Below are 22,110 nucleotides of genomic sequence, written 5' to 3'. Positions count from 1 at the left end.
TTGCAAAAATGCAAGCGGGGCTTTTTTATGCCTTAAAAATCAAAGCTTTTAAAAATGTGCGGTCAAGCCAAAGATCAATTGGTGGTTGACGGTTTCGGTGCTGATGTTGCCGCCGCCAGTTAGGCTATCATCAACGCTGACGTAGCTTAATTTATATTCGGCGAAGGCGGAGAGGTGGCTGATGATGTCGTAGTTGATACCCATCATGCCGTTGACGACTGGGCCTGCACCCCATTGGTATTCATAAGTCCACACATCTTTGATAAGCGCTTCGACATGCGGAACGCTGAAACCGGCTCCTAAGCCTGTGTACAACTGCATACGGCCTAACAGGGTGTTGTCGCGTTGGCCGCTCGGAAACCAGCGGTATTGGCCGTTGAAGGTCAGGGTGTTGACACCGTGCGACATGTTAAAGTCTTGGATGCTGTTGCTGATCGGTTCGACCCCGTGGACGGCAGAGCCGTCGGCGCGGGTGCCGTCGACTTGGGCGTTGTTGTCGTAGTTCAGGTAGTTTTTGATATGGCTAAAGTCAATCGACACACCCCAGTTAGGTGCGCTGTCGAACCAGTAACCTAAACGCGCCCCGTAGAAAATGGGCTCTTCAAAAGAGCGGTCATCCCAACTGACATCGCTAAAGGTTAGGTTGGTTTTGCCTTGGGTCAACGTCAAATCGCCATTGTCGATGAACGATTGTCCGGCGTATAAGGAAAGGTCGATTTCGGCATTTGCTAGCGGAGCCAGTAAGAGTCCGGTTATGAGGGTGAGCAGTTTTGTTCGGAAGGACGTGCCGCTAGCAATTGCTGTGTGTTGCTTCATATTGATAGGTTTCCTGTACGGGTTTAAGACAAGCTCAAAAAAGAGTGGCGTTAGGGTTTTTGAGCGGGTAAAAAATGCTTACCTTACCATTTTTGTGCTATTTGTGGCAAAGGATTGCTGTATAAATGCACAATTCTAACGGCTTCGGTCGAGCTTTCGGTAGCTGATGGCTTCGCTGAGATGGGCGATGCCGATTTGTGGCGATCCAGCCAAATCGGCGATGGTACGCGCCAGTTTAAGGATGCGGTGGTAGGCGCGGTTAGATAGGCCAAATTTGTCCATCGCTTGCTCTAAGAGCAGGTGTCCGGCTTCCGGCAAGCCGCACACGGCGTTGACTTCTTTGGCGCTCAGTGCTGAGTTGGCTTTACCGCTACGCGCTACCGCCAGCGTCCTCGCTTTGACGACCCGCGCCCGGATGGTGGCGCTGCTCTCTTCGCCCTGTGCCGAGCCTTTGCGTAAGACTTCGTGGGGGACTCTGGGCACTTCCAGGTGTATGTCGATACGGTCTAATAGGGGGCCGGAGATTTTGCCGCGATAGCGGGCTACCTGTTCCGAGGTGCAGTGGCAACGCCCGGAAGCATCGCCTAAGTATCCGCAAGGGCAGGGGTTCATGGCGGCGATCAGTTGGAAACGTGCCGGAAAGTCGGCTTGGCGGTTGGCGCGGGAAATGGTGATATGGCCAGTTTCTAGCGGTTCGCGTAGCACTTCCAGAACTTTACGGTCAAATTCCGGCAGTTCGTCGAGAAATAAAGTGCCGTTATGCGCCAGCGAGATTTCTCCGGGTTTCGGGTTGCTGCCACCGCCTACCAAAGCCGCCGCCGAGGCGCTGTGGTGCGGGGCGCGGAACGGTGATTTTAGCCACTGCCGGACATCAAAACCCTGTTCACTGATGGAGGCGAGGGCGGCGGTTTCTTGGGCTTGGGTTTCGGTCAACGGCGGCAAAATGGTGGGTAGGCGGGCGGCGATCATGGATTTGCCGGTTCCTGGTGGCCCTAGCATCAGTAGGTTATGCGCCCCGGCGGCGGCAATTTCAAAAGCGCGTTTGACGTGGTACTGGCCGTGGACATCGGCAAAATCCAGTTCGGTGGCGGTTTCGGCATTGGGGTCGGGCTGGTGGCCTAGTAGGGGGATGGGGGTTTGGCCGTTTAAATGCGCACAGATTTCCAGCAAATGCCCGACCGGGATAATTTCTATGCCAGTGACTAGGGCGGCTTCGGCGGTGTTGGCAATAGGCAGGATGAGTTTGCGGCCTTGGTTACGCGCTTGGATGGCGATGGGCAAAACGCCGCTGATAGGCCGTAATTCGCCGCTTAAGGACAATTCCCCGACGCATTCATAGTCGGCTAGGTGGCGGCCGGAAATCTGTTGGGAGGCAGCTAGAATGCCTAAGGCGATGGCCAAGTCAAAACGCCCGCCTTCTTTGGGCAAATCGGCGGGGCCTAAGTTGATGGTAATGCGCTGCATAGGAAAGTCAAATTGCGAGGTCAGTAACGCCCCGCGCACCCGATCCTTGCTTTCCTTTACCGCCGTTTCGGGTAGGCCGACGATGGACATGGCGGGTAAGCCATTGGATACATGCACTTCAACGGTGACTAAGGGCGCGTCAATACCGGAGCGGCCCCGGCTGTAAACAGTGGCTAAAGACATAAGGAGGGCTGTAAGACTAATAGGATTAATGCGATAGGGTGATTATAGAACCACTTGGGTGCTAACCAAAATAATATAACCCCACCCCAGCCCCGTTCCCTTCGGCTTCGCTCAGAGAACGGGGCTGGGGTGGGGCTGCTCTTCCTATAGACGGTTTAACGAATGTTGAAAAATAAATGAACGCTTGTTTAGGCCATCGTGCAATGGCTGAAGACCATTGCACTCCATTTCGGGCAGAGCGGCCTATCCGGCGGGGTGCACTTTGTCTTTTCCAGTTTGCCACTGCCTGTTATTTAGATGATAATCTTGCACATTTGCCGCCGCTTAGCCAGCTTCTTTAAATAGCCATGCCGCATATTTCCGTTGTCATTCCCGTCTATAAGGCCGAAGCCTGCCTGCATGAGCTATATCGGCGGCTGGTGGCCGCGCTTGAGCCGATTAGCGGTGATTTTGAGCTGATCTTGGTTGAAGATTGTGGCGGCGATAGGTCTTGGACGATAATTAACGACTTGGCGGCCAGTGACCCGCGCGTCAAGGGGCTGCAATTTAGCCGCAATTTCGGCCAGCATTACGGCATTACGGCGGGGCTGGACTATGCCGGGGGCGATTGGGTGGTGATTATGGATTGTGATTTGCAAGACCGCCCCGAAGAAATCCCCCGGCTGTACGCCCATGCCCAAACGGGTTATGACATTGTGTTGGCGCGGCGCGGCAAGCGCCGTGACCCGTTACTTAAGCGCTGCGCCTCCCGGCTGTTTTACGCCCTGTTCAACTATCTTGCCGATATGAATTACGATGCCGAAACCAACAATTTTCGGATTATGTCCAAAAAAGTGGTGCAAAGTTTCCGGCTGATGCGCGAGCAACTGCGGTTTTTCGGCGGGCTGGTCGATTGGCTGGGCTATCGGGTCGGTACGGTGGATGTCCGCCATGCCGAACGTTTTGCCGGACAATCTACTTATACGTTCCGAAAATTGTTTAAGCTGGCGCAGGAGACTATCATTGCCTATTCGGACAAGCCCTTGCGCTTGACCATCCGCTTTGGCTTTATGATCGCCTTGTTTGCCTTTTGCTATGGTTTGTACATTATTTACCAATGGTTGGCGCATGGCTCGCCGATTATGGGCTGGAGCAGCCTGATCGTGTCGATTTACTTTTTGGGCGGCATTATCATTTCCATATTGGGGGTATTAGGGATTTATCTGGGCAAGACCTTTGACGAAACCAAAAAACGTCCGCTGTATATTATCAGTAACGCCACGTTTGCCGACCGTGAGCCGTAAGCCTACGCCTTGGGATGCGGCGGTTTTTGCCGTGCCAACCTTTGAGCTGGCCGATGCGGGTGAGCAGACGCTACAAATGGCCATCACCCAGCCCGGTCACTATACGGTTAAGGTCGATCCCTTAGCCTGTAAAAAAGCCCTGCACGATTATGGCTTTTATTATTGCGACACGCTAATCGAGCCTTATTGCCCGAAAGCCCGGTTTAAGGCGTTTGTCCATGCCGAGGTCAGCATCTCTAAGGCGGTGACGTTTGCGCAGGTGCAGCCCATTTGCCACGGGGCGTTTGCCCACGGGCGTTTCCAGCGTGACTTCAACCTAGACCGCGTTAAGGCGGATCTGCGCTATGATAATTGGTTGGCGGCTTTGCTCGCTGAGGATAAGGTCTATGGGGTGTTTTTTCGCGGCGACTTGGCGGGCTTTATCGCCGTGGACGGCAATATCTTAGTCTTACACGCGCTGTCGGCAGCCTATCGCGGCCAGGGCTTAAGCAAATGTTTCTGGACTGCCGTTTGTCAGGCCTGTTTTGCGGATTTGGAGGTGCTTAAAAGCTCCATTTCCGCCACCAATATCCCCGCCCTTAATTTGTATGCGTCCTTGGGGTTTCAGTTTAGCCATCCGGTGGATGTGTATCATCGGTTAACGCCATAAACGGATAAGGAACGTGCATGAAATTAAGTAGGCGCTCTGCATCTCTGCGTGTTAAACCCCACCCCAGCCCTCTCGGCAACTGCTCCTTGCGTTGCTCTACCTTCTTTACACCCCTGAGGGTGTGCATCCGTGCAGTCGCCCTTGGCAGGGGAGGGTGCTTATGGCTTCCCCGTCGTACAGGCGAAAATCAGGGGAAAAATGCTCCTCCCCCTGGCAAGGGGGAGGCTGGGAGGGGGTTGCTGTACTTTCGCCTGTACAACAGATTTTATTTCATGCACGTTCCTAAGCGAATCCCATAGCATGAAAATTCCGGTCTTGCGCGTCTTAGCTAAGCTAGTGCCGATGCTGCTCTTAGGGGGCTGTGGCTGGTATCTGTACCGTTATTTCCAATGGCCTGCCATTATCGCCTTGCTGGGCAAGACTGAGGTTATTTGGTTGCTGATGGGTACGCTAGGAGGGTGTACGGCTGTGACGGTGTTGCGGGCATGGCGGTGGTGGCTGATGATCAGGACGGTCAATCCACAAGTGGGGTTTGGGGATGTGTATCTGATTACTGGTATTGTCGTGAATCTGGCCGTGGTGACTCCTGGTCAATTGGGCGAAACGCTTAAGATTGAATTGTTAAAACGCCGCATAACGTTAGACAGGACGACGGGGATCGGGTCGTTTTTTATCGAACGGGTCATCGATATGGTGATGGTCGCCAGTTTTGGGATGATTGGTTGGCTTGGTCAGGATTTGTCCCGCTTAGGTTTTGCTTCGCGCCCGGTGGTCTATATGCTGGGTGGTATAATAGGCGTTGGCATAGTGGCCTTAGTGCTGTTGCTGTGCTGGCCCGGCCAAAGCAAACTAGGGGTGTTCGTCCGGCGTTTGCTGGAGGCGGGCAATCAGCCCACGTTGTGGTTGAAGATTATCCCCATCAGTTGGCTAACGTGGTCGTGTATCGCCCTGGGTTGGAAGCTTAGCCTGTTGAGTGTGGCTATTGATTTGTCGGTGCCGCAGACTCTATGGCTGATGTCGGTAACCGCATTGGCGCAAGTCTTTAGCCTTATCCCCGGCGGCTTGGGGGTCAGTGAGGTGTTAGTCGCTAAGCTGTTGCAGGTGATGGGTTATGATGCTGCCCAAGCCGAGGCCGGGGCACTGATACTGCGCTGTTTTAGTGTGGTGATGATAAGCTTTGGGTTAGTGCATGGGCTGGTTTGGCAGCGGTTATATGGGTGGGTGTCGGTACGCCGGCAGGCGGTGTGACGCGTACACACTTGGGAATCCAGGCGGTTATTCCTGTTTTTTGTCCCCGTTTTGGCGGGCTAGCCGATAAGTTAATAGTGTGAGTCCATTCAAGCAAGAGCTGTTTAAAAGTTACGCCTATTGTATACATCTAGTGACGCTGGTCATGGACGTGTTGCCGGCTTTTTTACGCGCGGTACTGTTCCGCCTGCTGTTAAAAAAACTCGGTAAAGGTGGGTTTATCGATTACGGCACTTATATCCGTTATCCTTTCAAGGTGTCTATCGGCGATAAGGTGTGGATTAACAGAAGCTGCGCTTTCTACCCAGGGTATCTTAAAGAGGCCGAGATTATTATCGGCAATCATGTCTCTATTGGTCCTGAAACCAGTATCTTTGCAGCGGCGCACGATTACCACCGGCTCGACTTGCCCGACATTGGGAAAACGGTCAGGATTGGCGATCATGTCTGGATAGGCGGCAGATGCATAATCCTGCCGGGGGTGGAGATAGGCGAGGGCGCCGTGGTCGGTGGCGGTTCGGTGGTGACTAAAAATGTCGCGCCTTATACGGTGGTGGCGGGTAATCCCGCCAAACTAATTAATAACAGGGAACTGCACCCCTCTTCCTGAAAAGGTACGCGGTGCGCCCAATAACGGATATGAGGTAAGGCCTATGAATTTAGCAATCCCACGCGGTATTATTTATCATTCGGTGCTGGATGATTTGAAATGGCTGGTCACATCACTGGTTGCCAAGTTGGACGATCAGCCTGTGGTGGCGGCGTTCGAGACCCGTTTTGCGCAGTTGCTGGGCAGAAAGCACTGTGTGGCTTTCCCTTTTGCCAGAACGGCGATTTACTATGCCTTAAAGCGCCAGCATTTTCCGCATGGCAGTGAAATTATCATGCCGCCGATTTCCATCAAGGGCATTTTAGATGTGGTATTGGCTTTGGGGTTGGTGCCGGTGTTTGTCGATATTGACAAGGATACGCTGTGTTTTGATGAGCAGTTGTTGGAAAAAGCCCTTAACGCGAATACCCGTGCCGTTATCATCACTTATCTGTTTGGTATGGTGCCAGATGTGGAGAAGCTGGTGGCGGTGTGCCGTACACGCGGGGTGTTTGTTATTGAGGATTTTTCCCAATGTCTGAACGGCCAGTTTGCCGACCGTAAAATCGGCAGCTTTGGCGAGGTTGGGGTTTATAGCGCGTCTTCCATCAAAACCCTGGACACTTATGGCGGAGGCCTATTGGTCTGTGATGATGAGGCTCTGGCCGAAGCCTTGAGGGCTGACCAAGCGCAGTTAGCGCCGCCCGTCAGAACCCAGTTGTGGCAAAAAATTGTCACCGACTTGATCCGTAATGTCGCCACCACGCGGCTGGTATTCCATTTTGGCGTTTTTCCACTGCTGGGGCTGTTGGCTAAATTAAAACCCAATAGTGTACTAAAGCATACAGGCGACCGGGATAAAGCCATGATAGACGAATTGCCGGGCGAGTGGTTTTGTGCTTACACGGCATTACAGGCGCGGGTGGGCTTGGAAGGGCTAGTCAGCTTGGAGGCTTTAGACCAAGAACGCTTACACAATGTCGCCGAGATTAAAGCCGCTGCCCCTTCAGTCGATTTTCCGCGCGGTAGCGAAGGCGGCAAGCCTATTTATTGGCAATTGTTGGCTTATTTTGCTGACCCGGCAGCAACCCAGCAACGCTGGCATGGCAAAAAAATCGATACGGCGACCACCAGCCTATTAAAAATTTCCGCTTTGCCCGCCTATCCTTACCACGGCGACACCCCTAATGCCGATAAGCTGTATAGCAACAGTTTGTTTATACCCTGTTTTCCTGGCCTAAATGCCGCCGATCGGCAGCGGATTATTCAGGTGCTGAATGATGTGGGTTAATGGTAAGCGGCTGATAGAAGCGCGGGCATCTTGCCCGCCCCTTTTGCGGGCAAGATGCCCGCGCTCCCAGGGGGATAAGCTTTTGCCTGCGTTAATTTATATCCGTTACTTAGTGGTAGTAGGGGCTTAGCTATGAGGGTAGCCGTTATCGGTTCGGGGTTGGCGGCGGTGGCGACGTTGAATGCCTTGGTTGCGCGGGGGTTAAAACCGATAGTGTTGGATTATGGCGAATGTTTAGATACAGGCAGGCAACAGCTTGTAGATACGTTGTCCGCCTTGCCGCCCCAGCAATGGGCGGCGGCTGGGCGCGCTGTGCTGTGCCATAACCCGACTTTGGCTAATAAACAGGCCGTGCCGACTAAGCTGGCGTTCGGTTCGGATTATTTTTATGGCCGTCCGCAGCCGTTGGCCCCGCTGCTTAGGGAAGCCGATATGCCGCCGCTCAGTTATGCTTATGGTGGCCTAAGTGTCGGCTGGGGCGGTTCGGCCTTGCCCGCCGATGCCTGTGATATGGCCGATTGGCCGCTGGCCGCTAGGCAATTGCACGGCTATTACGCGCAAATTCTGGCACGTTTGCCTTATTCGGCCTGTGCCGACAGCTTAAGCCTGAACTTTCCTTTGCACAAAACGGGCAGCGATGCGGTGCGCCTGTCGGCGGGCAACCGTCTGTTGTTGGCAAAAATGGCCGCTAGCGGCTTGGCGGCTAAAGACCGGGTGGTGTTCGGCCAAGCCCGTCTGCTGCTCCAGCTTGCCGATACGCCAGCGGCCAATGCTTGCCAATACTGCGGGTGCTGCATGAGCGGCTGCGTTTATGGTGCCATTTATAAAGCCAGCCAAGACATCGACCGCTTGCGGGCGGCGCAGCACATTGAATATGTTGGCGGGGTGTTGGTGCAGGAACTGGCCGAAGCGGCAGGTCAGGTCAGGGTATCGCTGGTGCGGGCGGGCGGGGAGCCGGAAGTGTTGACATTCGACCGGGTGTTTGTCGCTGCCGGGGCGGTGGGCAGCACCCGCCTTGTCTTGCAGTCTAAACGGCTGTATGGGCAAGCGGTGCGCTTAAAGTCTACCGGGGGCTTTGTCATGCCGCTGTTCAGCGTCCAGAAAATGCCCAGCGCGTGGCCGCACGAAAATACCCTGCCGGGGGTGTTTCTGGAGTTTAAGGTCAAGGGCCTGTCCGAGCATTGGGTGCATACCCAACTGTCCACGCCGAATGAGATGGTGTTGGCAAAGCTGGGGCTTGCCAAGGAAACCCAAGGGGCTTGGCAGTCCCTTAAGCGGCTGTTGTCGGCGCATTTGCTGGTCGCCCATTGCAATTTGCATTCGGATCATTGCAATGGCTACAGCCTTCAGCTTGAACAGGCTGTTAACGGCCCTGCGACATTGGTCGCCACGCCGCAGCACTTGACCGAATCTCGCCACGCGCTGAAAAAAACCGCCCAAGCGTTATTTACGTTGGGGCGGCAGTGGGGCTGTTACGCGCTATTGCCGTTCTCGCAAACCTCGGCCTCGTTTCATGTCGGTGGTAGCTTGCCCATGTGCGCTACCCCTGTCTTAGAGACTGATACCGATAGCGATGGCCGCCCTAAGGGTTGGCAACGTATCCATATTGTCGATAGCAGTGTTTTTCCTTCGCTTCCTGGCACGACAATTGGCCTGCTGGCTATGGCGAATGCCTCCCGTATTGCTAGTGAAGTGGAGTTAAGTTAGTTCTGTGTTTATCTCGCTGATCAAATTGTGCATAAAACCTACGCTGAATAATATGACAGACGCTGGTTCCCAAGCCGGAGCTTGGGAACCAGCGCCAAAACTTGAACATCGAGTAACATAAGCCCTATCGCCCCATCCTGATTATAAACAGACCAAGTAAGCTATGCGTATCCCTTTTAATAAACCTTATATGACGGGCAAGGAGTTGCATTATATTGCCGAAGCCCATGCTAATGGCCATCTTGCGGGTGAGGGCAGTTTTACTAAGCAGTGCCATGCGTGGTTGGAAGCCAGCACGGGGGCGCATAAAGCGTTGCTGACCCACTCGTGTACCGCCGCTTTGGAAATGGCCGCTATGCTGATCGGTATCGAACCGGGTGACGAGGTGATTATGCCCGCTTATACCTTTGTTTCCACTGCCAATGCCTTTGTGTTGCGGGGCGCGGTGCCGGTGTTTGTCGATATTCGCGCCGATACGTTGAACATTGACGAGACGAAAATTGCCGCCGCAATTACGCCGCGCACTAAAGCCATTGTCCCGGTGCATTATGCCGGGGTGGCTTGCGAAATGGACACGATTATGGCGATAGCCCGCCGCCATCGGCTTTGGGTGGTTGAGGATGCCGCACAGGCGGTCATGTCCACTTATAAGGGGCGGGCGTTGGGTAGTATCGGCGATCTGGGGGCGTATTCGTTTCATGAGACCAAAAACATCATTTCTGGAGAGGGCGGGGCGTTGTTGGTCAACCATCCCGACTTGGTGGCGCGGGCGGAAATTATCCGTGAAAAAGGCACCAACCGTAGCCAATTTTTCCGGGGGCAAGTGGATAAGTATACTTGGGTGGATATTGGCTCGTCGTATTTGCCGGGGGAAATTATCGCCGCGTTTTTATGGGCGCAAATTGGCGAGGCCGATGCCATTACCCGCCGCCGCACAGCACTGTGGGACACTTACCACCAAGGCTTGGCAGGGCTGGCCGAGGCGGGGCTGATAGAGCGTCCGCGCATTCCTGAAGAGTGCGGGTATAACGCCCATTTGTATTATATCTTGCTGCCTGATGTCGAACGGCGGAGCGCGTTAATAGAAGCCCTGAAACAGCATGACATTTATGCGGTGTTCCATTACATCCCCCTGCATACCGCACCCGCTGGCCTGAGTTATGGCCGTGCTGACTATGCTTTGCCCATAACCGATAACATTGCCGGACGTTTGCTGCGCTTGCCGCTGTGGTTGGGGCTTGAGGCTCATCAGGCTGCGGTGATCGGGCGGATTATTGATGCTTTGGCGGGGTAGGGGCATGGCTATGCAGGCTTTAAGCGCCCAAGGCTTCGTCAAGGGTTTGCGCCAGCCACCATTAGAGGCGGCAGTGCTGTTCGTGTTGTCCGCTGTGGTTTGGCAGGTGCAGGCCAGTGGCGGGGTGGGTTGGGCGACGCTCGGTGCTTTAGGTTGGTATGCCTGCTTGTGCTTGGCTTACGGAACAGCCGTTTTGCCGACCAACTCGTATCTGGTCAGTAAGGGCGGGGTGGCGTTGCAGTTGCTTGGCGGCTATTTTGTCTTTAATACCTTGTTGTTGGTCTTGGTGGTCGTGTCGCCTTTAGGGATGATGGCTAACCTGATGTTGCTGACGGTTGTCGCCCTGTTATGGGTGGCTTACCGCGTCCAGTATCGGCCTTTTCTGGGTGGGTATCAGGATAATCTGCCCAGCTTGTTGGCGATTGCGGTCAGTGGGGCGGCGGCGGGGTTATGGTGTGCCGACTTCCGCTTTCCGGTGCTGGTGGATGGGCAGGCGGCGGTGTTCCGCACTTGGCAGGATATGTTTTTTCATGCCAGAGAAATCAGCGCCTTCACCCAGTATCATGGCTTGGCGAGTTTTTCTGATGTCAGGATGGCCGGGTTGCCCGCGCCGTTTTACCATTATGGCAGTTATCTTTCTGCGGCGGCGCTGGCCTTGCTGTCGGGGGCGGGCGCGGTCGAGGTATATGCGGGGTTTCAGTTACCTTTAGGGATTTTCCTCAGCGGCTTGGCGGCGTTTGCCCTGATGGCTTATTTTTGGGGGGTGTGGCCCGCGCTGGCGGCGACGGTGGCGATTGTCTTGCTGCCGGATGCCTACCAACAAGGCTTTGCCAATAGATACCTGAGCTACCATTTTCTTACCCAGGTCAATCTGGGCATGTTATACGGCATCGCCTGCATGGCCTTGGCTTGGCTGTGTATTTTCGACGGCTGTCGGCGCGGCTTGTACTGGCCGATAGTCGCGGGCTGTGGGTTGGCCGTGGTTTGCCTGTTTTATAAAGCGCATTTTTTCGTCGCCAATGCCTTGCTGATTGGGCTATATCCTTGCGTGTTTTTTACCCGCCTCGGTGGGCTTTTGCGGCTGCTGATCGGTTTGGGGTTTATCGGCGGCTTTGTCGGCGTTATCGCTTGGTCGCAACAGCTGGCCTCTGTACCCGTGTTGCGCTTGGATGGCAGTGGTGCCACGGGTTATTTGCTGTTGCTGATGGATGCGTTTGACCCTGGCGCGTTAAAAAACTTTTTCCACGGCGTGCTGGTCGAAGAACACCATAGTAAACTGGTTAACGCCCTGTATGCCGCCGTCTTATTGTCGCTGTCTACCTTTGGTTTGTGGGGCGCGGCTTTTGTTGGGGTTTGGGTGCTGCTGTGGCGGCGGCTGCCGCTGGCTATTGCGGTGTTTCCGGTGCTTATTATCGGCAATTATCTGTTAATGTCCATCGGCTTGGCGGCGGATGCGCATAATAGTGCCAGTCCTTACGAATTATTGAACCGTCCGCTGGGGTGGGCGTATTTTGTTGTGGTCGCGTGGACGGCGGGTGGGGGCTATTATTGGCTGTGGGGTGCGGGCTTGCCGCCCCGCAAGTTAACGCGTATCGGCTTGGCCGGGGCGGTTTGTGCCAGTTTGGCCGTGCCTTGGCTAGTGGCCGCGAATTTTCAGACCTTTCCGGCCTTGCGCGGCTATGCAAGGTATGAGGATTTTAATGCCGTGCCTGCGTGTCTGGTCAAGGCCGCGCGGTTTGTCCGGGATAATAGCCGCCCCGACGAACTGATCCAAGCATCGGACTTTGACCCCCACTATGCAGTCACCGCCTTAGCCGAGCGGCAAAATTTTGTCAGTAAGAGCATGTTCGGCTGGCAAGAAGCCGCCCTGCAAGAGCGGGTTAAGGAGGTTGAAGCGTTTAGCCGTTTGGCCGATACCGAGGCGGTACAAACCTACGCGCTGAGCAACGGCTTGGCGTGGTACATCCTACAACCGACAACAACCGTGGCATGGCCTGCGGCTTTGCTGGAGCAGGCGGTGTTTAGTTGCGGGGGCTATCGGGTTTATTATTTTGGCGCTTTGTGGGTTTCGGGGTCGGTGCATCGTTGAGGCTATAGGGTTTCAATGTCTCTTTGCCGTTAATACATAGAGCGCCCATAAATCTATCCGGCATTTTTAGCGGTTGCTCTGGAAATGGGTTAGGGGAGCTTAGTGCTATGGTTCCGGCATTTGGATGGATTTCGCTTCAAGGGTAAGCGTATCCCCAGACTGAAGCTCTATCTCTACACGATAATTGCCATTATCCCGTTGAACTGGCCCAAAGACCCTGTTCACCGAGTTGCTCGGCCCCCATTCCTCATATTTAGGGACAGCCAAATTGACCAGCCCTGTAGCCGTCAATTCTACCTGATTGGATTTATTGGTAGTAAAGGTCATTGTCACCCTATCTTCTCCACTTTTTGTCCATGCAACTAAAATTGCCCACAGAATCCAGTCGTGCATAAATTTTAATCTCTACGGGTAAGATAAAAGAACGCGCATAGTTTGGCCTTGTCCGCTTTTGGCAATTAACGGCAGAAGAGCGGATCTGTCCAAGCTAATCTACGGGGATGTGGTGGGTTCTGATTTGTTAAGCCTTTCATTCAGTTTTTTCATCAATTTTTCACAAGCATTGCAATCGGCTGCTAGTTCTTCTGGAGTCAAGGCCTTAAAATGGCGCTCTATACTGTTAAGCCGTTCCTTTTCGATGAAGCTTTCATCATCTGTGATATGTAAAAATATACTGACGGCGATATAAAACAAATTATTGTCTTTTGCCTTCATTAATGCTTGCATTTCAGATAAATACAAGCCATGGAGCAGCACACAAAAGCCACCCATAATATCCAAGCGAGTCCTCATGTCAGATACGGTATTTAGCGCCTGAGTAAAAGCCGCAATATCCTGTGCCTCCCCCCAACGTCCGAGCGAAGCGTAAGCATATGCTAACGTCAAATTGTCCGTCTCTACTTTAATGAGGCTACGGAGCGCGTCCCCTATATCTTGCCGCCCCATTAATAATCTGGCGGCATCGGCGGCACAAGTACGCACCAGATCCTCTTCATCGCGTAGCGCTTTGATGACGGCTTCGGCTACCTCTTCATCTGTGGCTTCATCAGGTATGTGGTCTAAAGCTTCGCAGCGGTAGGTTGAGACTTCGTTATTCAGCAATTTTTTCCATATCGCCACGGAAAAAGGCGGAGATTCTAATGATAAATCCAATTGATCTAGATTTTCTGCATTCATAAATTTCATCCACATTGAAGCTTATCGTTTAATCTGTTTGGTGCTGCGTACGGTGTATTATCTTTGCGGTTATGCTGATAAGTTTCCATCATGATGCTAACGGGGCAATGACGCTAAAGCAAACCTTTACCATGATTTTTTGCTTGGCGGCGGTCGGTTGGGGCGGTTGTTATGCTTTGCCCAATCATCGAAAGGTTTCTGAATATTTTCCGATAGCTTACAATACACCCTATATCTTTTTTACTAATTGTGCCGATTCACTGTTTTGCCAAGCAGAGTGATGGTACAGACTTTCTGGCTTTATGATGAAAAAATTGCGATGCGCCGTTATTGGCACAGGTTATCTGGGTAAATTCCATGCCGAAAAATATGCCGCCTTACCCGATTGTGAGTTGGTGGCGGTGGTCGATGTCAATCCGGTGGCGGCAAGTTCGGTTGCCGATAAGCATGGGGTGCAGGCCCTGACGGATTACCATTCTTTATTAGACGGCTCTATTGATGCGGTCAGTATTGTGGTGCCGACAACTTTGCACCACCGGGTCACGAAAGACTTTTTGGCGGCTGGGGTGCATGTGTTGGTGGAAAAGCCGATTACGGTGACGGTTGCCGAAGCCGACGAGTTGATCGCCCTTGCCGAAGCCAATAAGGTGGCGTTGCAGGTCGGGCATTTAGAGCGTTTTAATCCGGCGGTCTTGGGCTTGGATAAAGACGAGAAACCGTTATTTATCGAATCGCACCGTTTGGCGCCGTTCAATCCCCGCGCGAATGATGTCAGTGTGGTGCTGGATTTGATGATCCATGACATTGATATTATTTTGGCGTTGGTCGATTCCGAGGTTGAGCGCATTGATGCCAGCGGTACGGCGGTATTGACCCAAGGCACGGACATTGCCAATGCGCGGCTGTTGTTTAAGAACGGCTGTGTCGCCAATGTTACGGCCAGCCGTATCAGTATGAAGCTGGAACGCAAAATGCGCCTGTTCCGTCCGAGCTCTTACATTGCCGTCGATTTCCAAAACCGCACCCTGACTAAGCACCGTACGGGGACAAAAGAAATGTTTCCGGGCATTCCTGAGATAGAAACCGAAGAGTCGGTGTTTGAGAGCGGTGATGCGTTACTGGCGGAAATTGCGCATTTCGTCAATTGCATCCAGACGGGCAGTACGCCTTTGGTATCTGGCGAAGCAGGACGCAGGGCTTTGGCAACGGCGATTAGGATTACGGCGTTGTTGGGGGATAAGTGAGGCGATTGTCCACTACTTAACAGCACTTAGATTAAGCGTTTAAACGAACAAAAAATAGATTTCAAGGTGACGGCCTTTTCCTATTAGGGGAGGCCTTTCCTGCCCGGCTTGCGCTTTTCATAACGGCATCTGTTATTTGAAGGGCTTGATGATCGGGCCATACCAATTGCATAACAACATCCACAATACCCTGTGGAAACAAGGAAATAATATGATACCCATGGTAAACCTGAAAGCCCAATACGCGGAAATTAAAGATGAAGTTGAACAGGGCTTGGCGCAGACGATAGAGAATTGTTCGTTTATTTTAGGCCCGAACGTGCAAGCGTTTGAGCAAGAAACGGCGGCTTATCTGGGCGTAAAACATGCGATAGGCGTGGCTTCGGGTACGGATGCGTTGCATTTGGCGTTGCTGGCGGAGGGGATAGGCAAGGGTGACGAAGTCATTACGACGGCGTTTACGTTTATTGCCACGGCGGAAGCGATTAAATATGTCGGTGCGGTGCCGGTGTTTGTCGATATTGACCCACGCACGTTTAATATTGCGCCTGAGGCGATCATTAACGCCATTACCTCGCGGACGAAGGCGGTGATGCCGGTGCATTTGTTCGGCCAACCTGCCGATATGGAGCAGATTGAGCAAATCTGCCAAGAGCATAATTTGAAATTGATCGAAGATTGTTGCCAGTCATTTGGCGCGAGTGTCGGCGGCAAACAAACCGGGTCTATCGGTGATGCGGCGGGGTTTAGTTTTTTCCCCAGTAAGAATTTAGGCGGTTTTGGTGACGGTGGTTTGGTGGTCACCAATTCCGACACCACGGCGGCTAAGCTTAAGCAGTTGCGTAACCACGGCTCGAATGTCCGTTATTATCATGAGGTGATCGGTTATAACAGCCGCCTTGACGAAATGCAGGCGGTGATCTTACGCGCCAAGCTCAAGCGTATTGACCAATATAACCAAGGCCGCCGCCGCGTGGCGCATCGGTATTCCGAGTTATTGGCGGGCCTGCCGCTGACCACGCCGCTGGAAGACGGTTTGGGGGTGCATGTGTACCATCAATATACCTTATTGTCCGAGCGTCGTGACGAGATTATGCAGGCTTTACAGGCGCAACAAATTGCTTGCGCGGTGTATTATCCCGTGCCGCTGCATCAGCAAGTGGCGTTTAAAGAAGAATGTGAGGGGTTGTCTTTGCCCGTCACTGAAACCGTCGCCGCCCAGTGCTTTTCGTTGCCGATTTGTCCGTATCTGTCGGATGGGGACATCAAAACCATTACCGATACGATTAAGGCGGCTTTGTAACCATGACCAAGCCCTTAACCGTGATGTTCAGTGCGGGGGAAGCCTCCGGCGACCAACATGCCGCCAATTTGTTTTTGGAGCTGAAAAAGCAAATGCCGGACATTCAGGCCATGGGCATGGGCAGTTCCAAAATGGCGGCGGCGGGGGTAGATGTCCGTTATGATTCGTCGGCTATCGCGGTTATTGGCGTGGTGGAAGTGCTTAAGCATTACGCGGAAATCCGGCGGGTATTAGCGTTTATGCAGCGGTTGGTCGCCGAGGAACGGCCCGATTTGTTGGTGTGCGTCGATTATAAAGAGTTTAACTATAAATTGGCGAAATTTGCCAAACAGCAGGGCGTTAAAGTGCTGTTTTACGTCAGTCCGCAAGTGTGGGCTTGGCGGGCGGGGCGGGTGAAACAGTATGGCAAAGCCATCGACATGATGGCGGTGATTTTTCCGTTTGAAACGGCGTATTACGAGGCGGAGAATGTGCCGGTGCGTTATGTCGGGCATCCGTCGGTCGATAAAGTGCATCCGCAATACGCTAAGGCGGAGGCTTTGCGGCTGTTCGGCTTGGATGGGCAACGGCCTGTCGTGGGTTTGTTTCCGGGTAGCCGTGCCAATGAGATCAAACGCCTGTTGCCCGTGATGCTGGCGGCGGCTGTGCAAGTGCAGCAACGCTTACCCGCCGTCCAGTTTGTCTTGCCACAAGCCAGTTCTATCCCTGATGCCTTACTGGCGGCGTATTTGCCGGAGGCGTTACCTATTAAAGTGGTGAAAAACCAGCCTTATGAAGTCATGCAATGCTGTGATGCGGTGATGACGACTTCGGGGACGGCGACCTTGGAAATCGCTTTGTTTACCGTGCCGATGGTGATTACTTATAAGTTGTCGCCGCTGACCTATTGGCTGGGTCGGTTGTTGGTCAAAACCCCCTTTATTGGTTTACCGAATATTGTCGCTGGCAAGTTGGTGGTTAAGGAGTTGATACAGCATGAGGCCACGGCGGATAATTTGGCGGCGGAGATGCTGCGGATTTTGACTGACGATGCTTATGCGCAAACGATGCGGGCAGAATTGGTGCAGGTTAAGCAGGCTTTAGGGCAGGGCGGCGCGTCGAAGAATATGGCGGATTTAGTGGTGGCTATGCTGAGTTGCCCGTTGGCTTCGGCTTCGCTCAGCCAACGGGCTTCACTCAACCAATAGTAGCCAACGGGAGCTATCCCGTTCCCTGAGCGAAGCCTAAGGGCAACTTAGCTGGTGAACCGGTAGTTTTTGCCCAAACAATGGTCTAGCCATTTTTGTAAGAAATAATTGAGCCGCCATTTGTAGTGCATGATTTCTCGGCTTTGGCTGGCATCGGGGAAGGTGCGGGCGACGCTGGCCCGGTCGTTGTCGCTGAGCACTTCGGCGAGTTGTGCGTCCATGTAAATACGGATGCGCAGGGCAGGGGCGAGCAGTCCGTCTAGGTGTTGGCTAAAGCAATGGTTGAGTTCGACGGTTAGGGTGTAGGGGCTGTGGTCAATGACGGTGAGGTGCAGGTTGGCATGGCGTGGGGCTACCCCGACGGCAGCGTTTTTAATGGCGGCTAGGTCGGGGATGAGTTGCAGCAATTTCTGGAAGTTGGAGGCGCAGAGCTGTTCCAGACAAAGCGAGGTGTTGATGGGAGTGATGAGGGCCATGGCGGCGGTCAGTCTTCGCGGTAGCTGGCGTAAGCGCTGGCAGTTTCCCATAGCGTCACTTGCGCGACGTTAAAGCCCGCTTGTTTGATATGGTGGTAGAGCATTTTGCTTAAGACTTCGGCGGTCGGGTGTTCGTCTAAGGCCATGAAGCGCTCGTTTTGGGCGGTCAGCATCGGGATGATCGGATCATTTTTATGCAGTAAAAAATTGTGGTCCAGATACTCGTCGACGTAGCTTTCCACGCAGGCGCGGATGTCGGCAAAGTCACAGACCATGCCGTCGGCGTTAAGCTGTTCTTGTTGGATGCTAATCGAGGCTTTGACGCTATGCCCGTGCAGGTGGCGGCATTTTCCGGCGTGGTTCATTAACCGGTGCCCGTAGCAAAAATAAACTTCTTTGGTGATGGTAAACATAGTCGGTGGATTTAAGGGACTGCTATCAGATTCAAGGCGGGCAGTTTACTATAAAAGCGGCTATAACAAGTGACGATTTGCAGATATTTCCGTTCGCGTAAGCGGCCGGGCAGTTACGCCCAGTTTGGCCGCGCTAATTTCAAGTTTGCCCTTTAAATGCATTACTACAATTTATATTTAGAATAAATCGCTAAATTTCTATAAAATCTACCGTTTACCTTTCATTCGTCATAGCGCACCTTCATGGATTTAAATTTTCTCGATTTCGAACAACCTATCGCTGAGTTAGAAGCGAAAATAAAAGAGCTTCGTAATGTGGAGTTTGATAACAACATTAATATTTCCGATGCCATTAAGCAGTTGGAAGACCGAAGCCGGACGCTAACCGAAACTATTTTTGCCGAACTGTCCGATTGGCAGATTTCCCAGTTGTCCAGACATCCGGGGCGGCCTTATACGCTGGATTATATCGAGCTGATGATGACCGATTTCCAGGAACTGCATGGTGACCGTGCTTATGCGGATGATCCGGCCATTGTTTGTGGGCTGGCGCGTCTGGACGGGCAACCGGTGGTAGTGATGGGGCATCAGAAAGGCCGCGACACCAAAGAAAAGATTTACCGCAATTTTGGTATGCCACGTCCTGAAGGCTACCGGAAGGCCTTGCGGGTGATGAAAATGGCCGAGCGTTTCCAACTGCCGATTATTTGTCTGATTGACACGCCGGGCGCATATCCTGGCATCGGTGCGGAAGAGCGCGGACAAAGTGAGGCGATTGCCAGAAATTTGTTTGAGATGTCGAAGCTGAAAACGCCGATTATCTGCACGGTGATTGGTGAAGGCGGTTCGGGCGGGGCGTTGGCGATTGGCGTGGGTGACCGTCTGATTATGATGGAATACAGCACCTACTCGGTGATTTCCCCCGAAGGTTGCGCGTCGATTTTATGGAAAAGTGCCGAAAAATCACAATTGGCGGCGGAAGCGATGGGCATTACTTCCGACCGTATCCGTGAGCAGGGCTTTTTGGATGAAGTGGTGCGCGAGCCTTTAGGCGGCGGCCATCGGAATTTTGTCAGCACCGCCAAGAATCTGAAAGAGACCTTGGTACGGCACTTGGCGGAATTAAAGCAACAGAATATGGATGAACTGTTGGAAACCCGTTACCAACGCATTATGGATTTTGGTGTGTTTACTGAGTAAACCCTGACGGATATGATCTTGCGGATGCTTGTAGAGACGGGGCGATTGCGTTTATGGCAATGGCCGGACGGTGACCGTGCGCCTTCGGCAGGCTAGCCATGATGCGGGTACTGGTGTTTGAGTATATTACGGGCGGTGGTTGTAACCAAGCGGCGTTACCTAGTTCCTTAGCAAGGGAAGGCTGTTTGATGTTGCAGGCGCTCTTGGCTGATTTTTCCGCCCTCCCGGCTATTGAACTGACAGTAATGTTGGATAGCCGTCTGTTGGCTGAGGTGGACACCCGTGCGGTGCAGCATCTGGCCATCATTAGTCCTGAACAGGACACCGAAGCGGAATTTGCCCGATTGTTGGCGGCTGCCGATGCGGTGTGGCCTATCGCACCCGAATCTGATGGGGTGTTGCTGCGGCTGTGTTTGGCGGTGCAGGCTCAGGGTAAGCGGCTGTTAACGTCACCTGCCGCCGCTGTGGCGGTGACGGGCGATAAATACCAGGCCTATCGACGCTTGCAACAACACGGCATCGCTACGGTTGCCACGCAATTGGCCGACCAGGCGATGTTTGCGCCGGGGGAATGGCTGATCAAGCCGATTGATGGTGCGGGCTGTGGCGGCACTTATATTCTGCCGACCCAAGCCGCGCTTGCTAAGCACATCATCCGCTCGCCCCGGTTTATTATCCAGCCGCACTTGCACGGCGAGAAGACCAGCCTGTCGTGCCTGTTCCGGCACGGCGAAAGCTGGTTGCTGTCGGTCAATCTGCAAGGTTTTACGGTGTGTGACCACCAGTATGTGTTGCAAGACATTATCGTCAATGACCGCCCCGTGACTTCCGCGTATCAACAAGTGGCGGCGCAAGTGGCTAAGGCTTGCCCCGAGCTATGGGGCTATGTCGGCATTGATCTGATCGAAACCCCCGAAACCATCTGGGTGCTGGAAATCAACCCGCGCCTGACCTCTTCCTTTGCTGCCCTTCGGTCTGCTCTAGGTATCAACGTCGCCGAGTTAGTGTTGCAGTTGCTGCATGGGTCGCCCGCCATTACCGTTAGCACTGACCAAGCCATCACCTTGACATTACATTCATGAAACCGAGACATTATTTAGGCTGGGACATCGGCGGGGCGCATCTTAAAGCCGCTGTCCTTAATCCAGATGGCATCATCACCGCCCTGTACCAGCAGCCTTGCCCGTTATGGAAAGGTTTGGCGACCTTGCAGGCGGCGGTCGCCGCCATTATGCAGGCTTTGCCTGCCGCCGATTATCGCCACGCGATGACCATGACGGGTGAGTTGGTCGATTTATTTGCCGATAGGGAGGACGGGGTCAGGCAAATCATCGCCACGATGGCCAGATTGTTGCCTGCCAGTGAGATACTGGTGTTTGCTGGACGGCAAGGTTTGTTGCCTTTGTCGGCCATTAGCACCGCCGATTATCAGGATATTGCCTCAAGCAATTGGCTGGCCAGTGCCGGATTCGCTGCGCATAGCGTGGGGGATGGTTTGTTTATTGACATAGGCAGCACCACCACGGATGTGTTGGTGCTGCAAGACCGCCAGGTGCAAGTGCAGGGCTATACCGACTATCAGCGATTGGTTACTAAAGAGCTGGTGTATACCGGGATTGTCAGGACGGCGGTGATGGCGGTTGCGCAAGCGGTGCTTGACGAAGGCCAAGAAGTCGGTCTGATGGCGGAATATTTTGCCACGATGGCGGATGTGTATCGGCTAACGGGCGAATTGGACGAAGCTCATGACCAGACTGAGACCGCCGATGGGGCGGCCAAAACCGTTGCCGCCAGTGCCAGACGTTTGGCACGGATGCTAGGTTGTGATTTTTATCCCGAACAATTGCCGCGTTGGCAAAGCGTGGCGGTTAATTTGCGGGCCCAGCAACTCCAGGCCATTACCGCCGCCAGCGGGAAAGTGCTGGCCGAGAACGGTGTGTCCGCCGCTGCCCCGCTGGTCGGGGCGGGTATAGGGCGGTTTTTGGTACGCGAACTGGCGCGGCACTGGCGACGGCCTTATCGGGATTTTTCCGAGCTGTGCCAGTGTTCGGCAACGGCTTTAAACCCTGCCGATTGTGCGCCTGCGGTGGCGGTGGGGTATCTTAACCATGCCCGTGCCTAGGCTTGGGTTTATCTGTTATAGAGTCCGCCGTTAAGGAAACGGCAAGCTAAAAGCCGATCTTTGAGGCCAACTGGACGGTATTGCGGCGTTAGCGTTGGTACGCGCCGTTAATTACCCGAAAATAAATATACGCTGATGTTTTTTATAATATTTTGATTGATCAAGGCATTGTTTGTTGTGTTAAGCTGTGTTTTTCGGTAAGCCCTGAGAAGGGATTAATAGTATGAAAGATGGGAGGATGGGCGGCACAACGCTAGCACGTTTCAGTCTACGCTATGTTTAGCCTGTCGTTTACCCAGCGCCGGATGCTATAGATTTGACACTAAGCCAGTTTGTGTCAAATTGTCATAATGTTGTGAAATATAACCTCTGCCCT

The 22,110-nt window shown here is 53.3% G+C and carries 20 protein-coding genes; 14 read left to right on the top strand and 6 right to left on the bottom strand.

Translation table 11 applies throughout. The annotated features are described in order from the left end of the window. Positions 1-48 precede the first annotated feature (48 nt). Together AADEFJLK_RS05100 and AADEFJLK_RS05095 are read right to left on the bottom strand one after the other, a co-directional pair. Complete coding sequence (locus AADEFJLK_RS05100; RefSeq protein ID WP_088617807.1) at positions 49-816, bottom strand: hypothetical protein; 768 nt, start codon at positions 814-816, stop codon at positions 49-51. Positions 817-951: 135 nt separating this feature from the next. Further along, complete coding sequence (locus tag AADEFJLK_RS05095) at positions 952-2,463, bottom strand: YifB family Mg chelatase-like AAA ATPase (RefSeq protein WP_103973500.1); 1,512 nt, start codon at positions 2,461-2,463, stop codon at positions 952-954. 347 nt (positions 2,464-2,810) lie between these two features. On the opposite strand from AADEFJLK_RS05095, the gene AADEFJLK_RS05090 reads away from it, so the two are divergent. The 8 genes from AADEFJLK_RS05090 to AADEFJLK_RS05055 all read left to right on the top strand — a co-directional run bounded on the left by AADEFJLK_RS05090 (position 2,811) and on the right by AADEFJLK_RS05055 (position 12,613). After that, a complete protein-coding gene (locus AADEFJLK_RS05090) occupies positions 2,811-3,746 on the top strand; it encodes a glycosyltransferase family 2 protein (protein ID WP_103973499.1) in 936 nt (311 codons plus the stop codon). After that, positions 3,736-4,395: a GNAT family N-acetyltransferase gene (locus AADEFJLK_RS05085; RefSeq protein WP_211299144.1), complete on the top strand. Its 660-nt coding sequence runs from the start codon at positions 3,736-3,738 to the stop codon at positions 4,393-4,395. The genes AADEFJLK_RS05090 and AADEFJLK_RS05085 overlap by 11 nt, the downstream gene beginning before the upstream one ends. Positions 4,396-4,695: 300 nt before the next feature. Beyond that, a complete protein-coding gene (locus tag AADEFJLK_RS05080; RefSeq protein WP_170065032.1) occupies positions 4,696-5,643 on the top strand; it encodes a lysylphosphatidylglycerol synthase transmembrane domain-containing protein in 948 nt (315 codons plus the stop codon). A gap of 79 nt (positions 5,644-5,722) precedes the next feature. Then, positions 5,723-6,253 carry an acyltransferase gene (locus AADEFJLK_RS05075; protein WP_211299143.1) on the top strand — a complete coding sequence of 177 codons (531 nt, stop codon included), beginning with the start codon at positions 5,723-5,725 and terminating at the stop codon, positions 6,251-6,253. A gap of 43 nt (positions 6,254-6,296) precedes the next feature. Continuing rightward, complete coding sequence (locus AADEFJLK_RS05070; RefSeq protein ID WP_103973496.1) at positions 6,297-7,523, top strand: DegT/DnrJ/EryC1/StrS family aminotransferase; 1,227 nt, start codon at positions 6,297-6,299, stop codon at positions 7,521-7,523. A 132-nt stretch (positions 7,524-7,655) separates the two neighbouring features. Continuing rightward, positions 7,656-9,230, top strand: a complete 1,575-nt coding sequence (locus tag AADEFJLK_RS05065) for a GMC oxidoreductase (RefSeq protein ID WP_103973495.1) — start codon at positions 7,656-7,658, stop codon at positions 9,228-9,230. A 163-nt stretch (positions 9,231-9,393) separates the two neighbouring features. Then, complete coding sequence (rffA, locus tag AADEFJLK_RS05060; RefSeq protein WP_103973494.1) at positions 9,394-10,524, top strand: dTDP-4-amino-4,6-dideoxygalactose transaminase; 1,131 nt, start codon at positions 9,394-9,396, stop codon at positions 10,522-10,524. 10 nt (positions 10,525-10,534) lie between these two features. Continuing rightward, the gene (locus AADEFJLK_RS05055) at positions 10,535-12,613 is read left to right on the top strand and encodes a hypothetical protein (RefSeq protein ID WP_170065031.1); all 2,079 of its coding nucleotides are present in this window, start codon (positions 10,535-10,537) and stop codon (positions 12,611-12,613) included. Positions 12,614-12,718: 105 nt separating this feature from the next. Here the strand turns inward: AADEFJLK_RS05055 and AADEFJLK_RS05050 are convergent, their stop codons facing one another. Together AADEFJLK_RS05050 and AADEFJLK_RS05045 are read right to left on the bottom strand one after the other, a co-directional pair. Beyond that, complete coding sequence (locus tag AADEFJLK_RS05050) at positions 12,719-13,006, bottom strand: hypothetical protein (RefSeq protein ID WP_103973492.1); 288 nt, start codon at positions 13,004-13,006, stop codon at positions 12,719-12,721. 99 nt (positions 13,007-13,105) lie between these two features. Then, positions 13,106-13,789 (bottom strand): HEAT repeat domain-containing protein, encoded by a 684-nt coding sequence (locus tag AADEFJLK_RS05045; protein WP_146054510.1) that lies wholly within the window; start codon positions 13,787-13,789, stop codon positions 13,106-13,108. Positions 13,790-14,094: 305 nt separating this feature from the next. Between AADEFJLK_RS05045 and AADEFJLK_RS05035 the strand changes: the two genes are divergently transcribed. The 3 genes from AADEFJLK_RS05035 to lpxB all read left to right on the top strand — a co-directional run bounded on the left by AADEFJLK_RS05035 (position 14,095) and on the right by lpxB (position 17,523). Continuing rightward, positions 14,095-15,033, top strand: a complete 939-nt coding sequence (locus AADEFJLK_RS05035) for a Gfo/Idh/MocA family protein (RefSeq protein ID WP_103973489.1) — start codon at positions 14,095-14,097, stop codon at positions 15,031-15,033. Between the two features lie 211 nt (positions 15,034-15,244). Further along, positions 15,245-16,336 carry a DegT/DnrJ/EryC1/StrS family aminotransferase gene (locus tag AADEFJLK_RS05030; RefSeq protein WP_103973622.1) on the top strand — a complete coding sequence of 364 codons (1,092 nt, stop codon included), beginning with the start codon at positions 15,245-15,247 and terminating at the stop codon, positions 16,334-16,336. A gap of 2 nt (positions 16,337-16,338) precedes the next feature. After that, positions 16,339-17,523 (top strand): lipid-A-disaccharide synthase, encoded by a 1,185-nt coding sequence (gene lpxB / locus AADEFJLK_RS05025; RefSeq protein WP_103973488.1) that lies wholly within the window; start codon positions 16,339-16,341, stop codon positions 17,521-17,523. Between the two features lie 47 nt (positions 17,524-17,570). On the opposite strand, the gene AADEFJLK_RS05020 is transcribed toward lpxB, so the two are convergent. Together AADEFJLK_RS05020 and AADEFJLK_RS05015 are read right to left on the bottom strand one after the other, a co-directional pair. Next, positions 17,571-17,999, bottom strand: coding sequence for a DUF1249 domain-containing protein (locus AADEFJLK_RS05020; RefSeq protein ID WP_103973487.1), 429 nt, complete (start codon positions 17,997-17,999; stop codon positions 17,571-17,573). Between the two features lie 8 nt (positions 18,000-18,007). Then, on the bottom strand, positions 18,008-18,412 hold the full coding sequence (locus AADEFJLK_RS05015) for a 6-pyruvoyl trahydropterin synthase family protein (protein WP_103973486.1): 405 nt from the start codon (positions 18,410-18,412) through the stop codon (positions 18,008-18,010). A 243-nt stretch (positions 18,413-18,655) separates the two neighbouring features. Between AADEFJLK_RS05015 and accA the strand changes: the two genes are divergently transcribed. The 3 genes from accA (at position 18,656) to AADEFJLK_RS05000 (ending at position 21,734) form a co-directional block, all read left to right on the top strand. Beyond that, the gene (gene accA, locus AADEFJLK_RS05010) at positions 18,656-19,612 is read left to right on the top strand and encodes an acetyl-CoA carboxylase carboxyl transferase subunit alpha (RefSeq protein WP_088617823.1); all 957 of its coding nucleotides are present in this window, start codon (positions 18,656-18,658) and stop codon (positions 19,610-19,612) included. Between the two features lie 98 nt (positions 19,613-19,710). Next, the gene (locus AADEFJLK_RS05005; protein ID WP_249027974.1) at positions 19,711-20,694 is read left to right on the top strand and encodes an ATP-grasp domain-containing protein; all 984 of its coding nucleotides are present in this window, start codon (positions 19,711-19,713) and stop codon (positions 20,692-20,694) included. Continuing rightward, the gene (locus AADEFJLK_RS05000; protein ID WP_103973485.1) at positions 20,691-21,734 is read left to right on the top strand and encodes a hydantoinase/oxoprolinase family protein; all 1,044 of its coding nucleotides are present in this window, start codon (positions 20,691-20,693) and stop codon (positions 21,732-21,734) included. The genes AADEFJLK_RS05005 and AADEFJLK_RS05000 overlap by 4 nt, the downstream gene beginning before the upstream one ends. Positions 21,735-22,110 lie beyond the last annotated feature (376 nt).

This window comes from Methylovulum psychrotolerans (assembly GCF_002923755.1).
In the GTDB taxonomy this organism is placed as follows: domain Bacteria; phylum Pseudomonadota; class Gammaproteobacteria; order Methylococcales; family Methylomonadaceae; genus Methylovulum; species Methylovulum psychrotolerans.
Note: the sequence above shows the minus strand (reverse complement) of the source record. Positions and strands in the feature narration are given on the sequence as shown.